The organism is Crocosphaera sp. Alani8, assembly GCF_038442745.1.
Lineage (GTDB): Bacteria > Cyanobacteriota > Cyanobacteriia > Cyanobacteriales > Microcystaceae > Crocosphaera.
The window spans coordinates 1-6,219 of record NZ_JARVCN010000198.1; the positions used below are offsets into that span (position 1 = coordinate 1).

The window sequence follows — 6,219 nt, forward strand, 5'->3', positions numbered from 1 at the left end:
TTGGCCTAAGTTTTCGCAGCGAGTGACCCCTGGCTTTTTGAGAAGATACCTAATTTGTCGTTAGCAACCCCTTGAACCAATACGTTGTCGTCTTCGCTGGCGGTGTAGTCGGTACGACTATCCCCTGATTTCCCAACAATTTCATCGGTGAAATAATCGAAGGTTCCTGAGTCTGCTCCGGGACCATAAAGTTTCAAAGAAGCGTTGGGCCAACTGGGGTTGACTTGATTCCACTTGGTAATCTTATTGGTGGCTCCAGGTTCCCACATTTTCTTTAATTCTGCGGTGGTAACCTCGCTTATGGTGTTTTCCTTGTTCACAGCAACGGTGATAGCATCGAAAGCTACAGGAATCTCGATGAATGGAACTCCTGCATCTGCACACATCTTCTTCTCGCTATCTTTGATAGGCCGCGAAGCATTGGAAATGTCCGTTTTAACTGCTGGATTGTCTGAACAAAACTTCTTGAAACCACCACCAGTTCCAGAAATACCAACGGTGACTTGCACAGCACCCCGTTTCATTTTCTGGTATTCTTCGGCCACAGCCTCAGTGATGGGATAAACCGTACTAGAACCATCGACTTTGATGATAGCACGACCTTGAGAGCTAACGGGAATATTAGTCAAGTTAACTAAGAGTAAGCCTAATGCAAATGCACCCGCAAAAAGCCAACCATTTACCTTTACGTTCATAGCTGATTAATTCCTAATGGTTTAATTTTTTATTGTTTAGGTGTATGCCCGATCTATTATTTCAAAAAAAGTCTATTTTGGGGTTAATAGAAAGTAAAAGATAGATTAATAATATCCTTTCTTATTCTCTTCTTAATGTGCTTTTAAATCTACGATAATTTTTTAGGTAAAACTTAAATTTATGTTTATCATCTAGGAAGGAATTTTTGAGTTTTAAGAAAATGGCATTAATTAGAACCATTTACAATTTATTATTAAAATTACGTTTTTTATTTCGACCGATGTTTTTTCTTTCCCTGATATTTCATCTGGGATTTTTAAGTTTACCCCTTCCTTCTCCATCTAAATCAGAACAAGAAAAGACAGAAGAAATTGAAGAAAAAGTAGAAATTACTCGTTTAATTCCTCCTTCCCCCCAACCTTCTCCAGCAACCCCTAAACCACCACCGCAAGTTAAGTCTACTCCCACACCGCAACCTATTCAAAGTCTTCCAAGAGTTAGACAGCAACCCAGACAGATACCAACAATAACCCAACCTTCTCCTACTCCCCAAATCATTCCATCTCCCCAGAAATCTCCCACACCTAAACCGACTCCTACTCCCACTCCTTCCCCTATATCTTCACCTAAACCTACTCCTACACCTACTCCCACTCCTTCCCCTATATCTTCACCTACACCGACTCCTACACCTACTCCCATCCCTAATAATGAGGTTAATAATGTAGATAATCAAAACGAAATTGCTTCTGAAAAAGGTTCTAGTTTATTAGAGGAATTAAGACCAAGAATTTTAAAACGTTTAGAAGAAAGTAGCAATGATTTAGAAGCGATGGAAAATTATATTGATACTTTACCTACACAGTTTATTAGAGATGAGCATATTGCTTATTTTTTAACAGAAGAAGAGCAACTTAAGTCAGGTACATTAGGGTTTTTAACTATTCCTCAAACCAATCCTTACGGTGCTTATTTCGATTACATTGAACCAGTGGTTAAGAACGAGTTAGGATTTGAAATTAATCCATTAGAAGAAGAATATGGGGATTCTTTGTTATACCAAGCTAAAAATTCAGCCGATGTTACTTTTTATATGAGCATTGTTAAGTTAAAAGGAAGTGGTGCTTTGTTGGTTTTATGGCTCGATAATCCTCAAAATGTTCCCTAAATCAAGGAGCATCATTTTCTGTGGTAATAGCTAAAGAAATTCTATTTTCTTCTATTTGTTTTAATTCGATTAATGTTCCTATAATTTTTTTATAAGAAACTGTTTTATCTGCCATTAATAAAACCGTCCCTGTTTCTTGATTTGTTAAATGATTTTGGACAATTACTTTTAATTGGTCGATTGTTTGTATCTTTTGATCGTAATCACTAACGCTAAAACTGTCATCATATTTTAAGGTAACTATTAGATTTTTACTTGGTTTATCTATAGGGATTTCTGTATCTTTTCCATCCCCAGGTAAATCCACTTTGACCCCTTGAGGACCGGTGGTTAAACTCATAGAAACCAAGATAAAAAATGCCAATACCGACATCATAACATTTAGCATGGGTATCAAATCGATAGTAGGAATAGAGTTATGATACTTTTGACTTTTAAATCTCATTGTTTTTTCAATTTTCTTGATCAATTGCTAAGAAAACTTGTTGATCACTTATTTTACTTAGTTTATTTAGTAATTGGGAGATGTCCTCATAAGACAGTTCTTGATCTGCTTTAATTATAACCTCTCCTGATGGATTTTCGTCTAAAAATGTAGCAACATTCTGAAACATCTCCTCTTCATTAACCATCTCTTCACGAATGAATAAATTCTTATCTTTGTCTATACCAATAATTAATCCTGGTTGATTATTTTCTTGTTTTTCGGTGTTGTCACTATTAGATATTCCAGGAAGATTGATATCACTTAAAATTTTGCTGGTCAACGTCATAGAAGTGATAATAAAAAAGAGTAAAACTGACATTAAGACATCAATCATCGGAACTAGATTGACTTCAGGAACAGAAGAAGATCGTTGTTCTTTAAATTTCATTTTTTATCAATAATTTTCTACATTAACTGTACTACCTGGGGGTAAAGCTGTAGATGCTGTTTGCTTTTCCTCTAATTCTGGTTCGTACCAAAACTGTCGATAAATTAGTTCTAATTCTGTCCCAACTTCTGCAAAATATTCAACTTGTCCACTTTGCAAAGTAACAGAAACACGGTAAATTAGTAGGGCGATAATAGCGACAATCATACCAGCAGCTGTGGTGATTAATGCCTCAGAAATACCAGCAGCTGCTTGAGAAGTGTCTGAGAGACTTGCACCTTCTCCTATTTGTAGATTGTTGAAGGTTGTAATTAATCCAGTTACAGTTCCTAATAATCCCAATAAAGGAGCAACTGCAATTACAGTTTCTAAAAATTTATCCCCTTTTCTCATTTGAATAAACTCACGATCGCCTCTAGATTCCATAGCTAGGCGGAAAGTTTCAGGAGAGGGTTTTTTGAGTTGAAGAGGTGCTAATAAAAAGCGTCCGATGGGTAAAAAACGAGCGTGTTGAGCGATCTTTTGAGCTTCTATAAGATCGTAACGGGATGTTTCTAAAACGTCGTGGACAATGCGATTTTCTTGGCTTAATAGTCTAATCCAAAACCAAGTTCTTTCAAAAGCAATAGTGAAGGTAAAAATAGATAATGCTAATAGAGGCCACATTACTGGGCCTCCCTTTAAAAATAAGTCGTAAATATTGGTCATTAATTTGAAAACTTACTATTCTTCTGAGACAAAGAATATTATCAAACAGTAAGGTTAAAACAAGTTAAAGAAGTTCTCAGTTAAATTTATTGCTCACTCTTCTGTTGAGGACGTTGTAAAGAAATGTCTTTGAGTTGTTCTTTGTATTGAACAGGGGCTTTTAAAATAGCCTCTTTAAATAAGCTTTGAGCCTCTTCTTCTTTACCTTGTTCTCGAAATAACATTCCTTTGGCTAATAGAGGACGAAAATCGTCTTTATCTCCTTTAATAGCTTGATTATAGATAACTAAAGCATCATCGTATTGTTGTTTTTCGGTGTAAATTTCTCCTAAGAGTAATTGTAGAGAGGTTAAATTAAAAACACTTTGGGAGGCTGATTCATTGGATTCTTGTGCGATCGCTTCGTTTAAGGTATTTTGCACTAACTCAATAGCATCTTGAGAGCGACTTTGTTCTAAGTAAAGATCCACCATTCCTTTTAATGCTCGCATATCTCCAGGGTTGGTTGCCACAATTTGCTGATAGGTATTTAAAGCTTCTGAATAGTTCTTTAGTTGTTGTTGAGATTGAGCAAGTAAAATAGCATAATCCGATTGTTGGGGGTTAAGTTGCGCTAAGCGTTGTAAAGGAGCGATCGCAGCTTTTAAGTCCCCTTGTTTTAGTCGAGTTTCTAGAAGTCCTAAAAGGGCGTTTTCGTTGTCTGGTTCCCTTTCTAAGACCAATTGATACCCTAAAGCCTCGTTTTCTAATCTTGCAGTTTCGGGGTTAACTAGAGGTGTTTGCTCCCCTTGAGAAGCTTGAACAATACTGCTTACAACGGGTAAAACAGAAAAAGAAATCAGAGCCATCAACATCAATATTAAGGTAGCATAAGTCCAACGACGGTTCTTTGTTTTAGAGCTTGTCATAAATTTAGGATGCAATATTCAACAGCGATATTCTTATCTTAAATGGTTTGGGGAGTTTAAGATAAATATCCTAATTACTTATTCTTGGATAGGGGTGGGAAGTGTGGAGACTATTTTTATCTGAATTTGTAATCTATGCAAATGAAAATTGCTATTTAGAATCAGATTTATCAGGATGAATATGATAATTTGGTGAAAGCTTTAGGGGTTTTGAGTAAGTTACTGATTATTATTGATGATACTCCTGCTAGTATTCAAAATACTTCCAGGATGCGTTCTGTGTTGCGGAGAGTTCAATCAGAATATGGTTGTTTAGGATTAGTTATCATGAATTATATTCAGAAGTTAGGGGATAGAGCAGCAGGGAATAGAACGCAAGCTGTGGGTCAGTTTTCGGGAGCGTTTAAGGACATTGCTAAGGAGTTTGATGTGCCATTTATTGCTTTAGCACAGATTAATAGAGGAGTAGAAAGTCAGGCGAATAAACGTCCGACTATGGCTGATATTAAAGATTCAGGGGATATTGAACAGGATATGGATTTAGGGTTATTATTGTATCGGGATGAGTATTATAATTCAGAGACTAAGGATAAAGGGGTGATGGAGATTAATGTGGCTAAAAATAGGAATGGGGGGACAGGGGTTTGTCAGGTTTTGTTTGAGCCGACTGTTGGTAAGTTTTGTCAGGTTCAAGGTCTTTATGCAAGAGAGGTGGTATCGGAAAATTAAAAAGGGAAAATTCAGTCGGGAAAATTTTAGGTCAAATCATAAGATTATATTGTTTTAATTTCGTTTTAAAATTTCTATAACTTTTTCATTTTTACGTTCTTCCGCTAAATTTAATGCAGTTTCTCCCGATTCATTTTTGATATTAACATCAGCTCCTTTTTCAAGTAATAATTGAAGTATGTTTACATAACCTTCTTCGGCAGCTATCATTAATGCGGTCATTCCAGCTTCATTTTTTAAATTTACATTAGCTCCATTATTTAGTAAAAATTTAACGAGCTTAAAATAATTCTCATTTGTTGCTTCCATTAATGCTGTGTATGCAAATTTTGACTTTGATTTCGGTATTATGTTAATATCAGCACCATTCTTGATTAATAATTTTACAACATTCATAAGTTCTGCTTCAGAAACAGTTTCCTTTTTGTAATCTATACTTTTTATTAATGCAGTATCACCATACTTGTTTCGGGCATTAATATCAACTCCTTTATCAATGAATAGTTGAACTGAACTTGCAAGATAATTATTCGTTGCTAACATGAGAAGAGTATCACCATTTTTATTTGTTACATTAATATCAGCACCTTTATTGACCAACCACTTAATAATATCTTCTCGACCTTCTTTGACTGCCCAAAGTAAAACGGTTTCTCCAATTTCATCTTTCTCATTAACATTAATATCTTTTAGTAACTCTATGGAAATATCTGATTCTAGTTGGCTAAATGCTGGAAGAGGTAGGTTTGAACAAGTCTTGTTATATGGCTCATTTTCTAAATATTGCTGCCACTCTTCCCATTTTAAATTACGAGTCAATCGAGAACAAGCTTCAGAAAATAAATCATTTTTCTGCCATAACCAAAGCTTAATATTTCTTCCTTCAAATACAGCTAAATATTTTGAATCAGGACTAAAACGAATTCCTCCAGAATTATCTTTTATTTCACCAATCTGAGCAATTTCTTTTCCTGTATCAGTTTCCCATATCTTTACTGTACTATCTGAGGGACTTCTTGAAGCGATATAATCCCCAGATTGATCGAAAACTATTTCACTTATATAACCTTGATGTCCTTTTTTTTGACACTCCCCACGAATATAATTCGGGGGATTCTTGGTTCACTGACTCAAG

At 35.5% G+C, this 6,219-nt stretch carries 7 protein-coding genes and 2 pseudogenes; 2 read left to right on the forward strand and 7 right to left on the reverse strand.

Annotation, left to right across the window (positions count from 1 at the left end):
- Positions 1 to 53: 53 nt before the first annotated feature.
- A pseudogene (locus P9B04_RS12620) lies at positions 54 to 695 on the reverse strand (substrate-binding domain-containing protein); the annotation flags it as partial.
- A 221-nt stretch (positions 696 to 916) separates the two neighbouring features.
- On the opposite strand from P9B04_RS12620, the gene P9B04_RS12625 reads away from it, so the two are divergent.
- Positions 917 to 1,864 carry a hypothetical protein gene (locus P9B04_RS12625; RefSeq protein WP_342055345.1) on the forward strand — a complete coding sequence of 316 codons (948 nt, stop codon included), beginning with the start codon at positions 917 to 919 and terminating at the stop codon, positions 1,862 to 1,864.
- 1 nt (position 1,865) lies between these two features.
- Here P9B04_RS12625 and P9B04_RS12630 read toward each other — a convergent pair whose 3' ends face one another.
- The 4 genes from P9B04_RS12630 to P9B04_RS12645 form a co-directional block, all read right to left on the reverse strand.
- Positions 1,866 to 2,309 carry an ExbD/TolR family protein gene (locus tag P9B04_RS12630; RefSeq protein WP_342055346.1) on the reverse strand — a complete coding sequence of 148 codons (444 nt, stop codon included), beginning with the start codon at positions 2,307 to 2,309 and terminating at the stop codon, positions 1,866 to 1,868.
- 7 nt (positions 2,310 to 2,316) lie between these two features.
- Positions 2,317 to 2,739, reverse strand: coding sequence for an ExbD/TolR family protein (locus P9B04_RS12635; protein ID WP_342055347.1), 423 nt, complete (start codon positions 2,737 to 2,739; stop codon positions 2,317 to 2,319).
- Positions 2,740 to 2,745: 6 nt separating this feature from the next.
- The gene (locus P9B04_RS12640) at positions 2,746 to 3,447 is read right to left on the reverse strand and encodes a MotA/TolQ/ExbB proton channel family protein (protein ID WP_342055348.1); all 702 of its coding nucleotides are present in this window, start codon (positions 3,445 to 3,447) and stop codon (positions 2,746 to 2,748) included.
- A gap of 86 nt (positions 3,448 to 3,533) precedes the next feature.
- Positions 3,534 to 4,355, reverse strand: a complete 822-nt coding sequence (locus P9B04_RS12645) for a tetratricopeptide repeat protein (protein ID WP_342055349.1) — start codon at positions 4,353 to 4,355, stop codon at positions 3,534 to 3,536.
- A gap of 165 nt (positions 4,356 to 4,520) precedes the next feature.
- Here P9B04_RS12645 and P9B04_RS12650 point away from each other — a divergent pair, with 165 nt between their 5' ends.
- On the forward strand, positions 4,521 to 5,084 hold the full coding sequence (locus P9B04_RS12650; protein ID WP_342055351.1) for a DnaB-like helicase C-terminal domain-containing protein: 564 nt from the start codon (positions 4,521 to 4,523) through the stop codon (positions 5,082 to 5,084).
- A 54-nt stretch (positions 5,085 to 5,138) separates the two neighbouring features.
- On the opposite strand, the gene P9B04_RS12655 is transcribed toward P9B04_RS12650, so the two are convergent.
- Together P9B04_RS12655 and P9B04_RS25180 are read right to left on the reverse strand one after the other, a co-directional pair.
- A complete protein-coding gene (locus tag P9B04_RS12655; protein WP_342055350.1) occupies positions 5,139 to 5,903 on the reverse strand; it encodes an ankyrin repeat domain-containing protein in 765 nt (254 codons plus the stop codon).
- A gap of 177 nt (positions 5,904 to 6,080) precedes the next feature.
- Positions 6,081 to 6,185, reverse strand: a pseudogene (locus P9B04_RS25180) (hypothetical protein); the annotation flags it as partial.
- Positions 6,186 to 6,219: the final 34 nt, after the last annotated feature.